Raw genomic sequence first — 691 nt, 5'->3', positions numbered from 1 at the left:
CGGCGGCGAGAGCGGGGAGTTGCCGATAGCCCTTGACGCGACGGAACTGGGTGGAGGCGGCGAGCATGCCGGCGGCTGCCCTGCGGAGCCGCATGTCACCTCGCTGCCAGTGCTTCACGTTGCGCGCGTGGTCACGGACGATCTCGATCATCGACTCCATTGGGTTGGTGCTCATCACCGTCTTCAGCAGCGAGCCGGTGATACCGAGCCGGGTGACGGTGAGCGTGTCGGCGAGGCCCTCGCGGAGACTCGCGGCCGCGTCGGGGTTGACCTTGGCGAGTTGTGCGGCGAGCGCACGAAGCGCGGCTTCGGCTTCGGCGGCGTTCGGGTTCGTCCAGGCGGCGCGGAGTTTGCGGCGCACCCACAGCCGCTCGGTCTCGGGGAGGTGGTCGAGCAGGTTCCGTTCTTTGTGCACGCGGCAGCGGGCGATCACGGCCTGCTCGCCGAATACCTGCTTGATCGCCTTCGCGAGTGCCTTGCCGCCGTCGATCACGAAGAGGATCCCCTGCGAGGCGTCGAGGCCGCGGTCGCGTAGGTTGCCGATCAGGCCGCGGACGACGGTCGCGTTCTCGGTTGACCCCTCGACCACCCCGAGCGGCACCTTCGTCCCGTCCGCGGTGACACCGAGCGCACCAACCATCGTGTGCCCGGCGAAGTCGAAGCCGTCGACGAACACGATCAGCCAGCGCTG

1 protein-coding gene is annotated in these 691 nt (G+C 68.9%); it reads right to left on the bottom strand.

All coding sequences use genetic code 11. The features are described 5' to 3' along the window. Positions 1-691, bottom strand: a 691-nt coding sequence (locus Gocc_RS15595) for a transposase (protein WP_181813757.1), incomplete at both ends; no start/stop codon positions are given.

It is taken from the genome of Gaiella occulta (assembly GCF_003351045.1).
GTDB classification, from domain to species: domain Bacteria; phylum Actinomycetota; class Thermoleophilia; order Gaiellales; family Gaiellaceae; genus Gaiella; species Gaiella occulta.
This window is presented reverse-complemented; position numbering and strand designations above follow the sequence as displayed.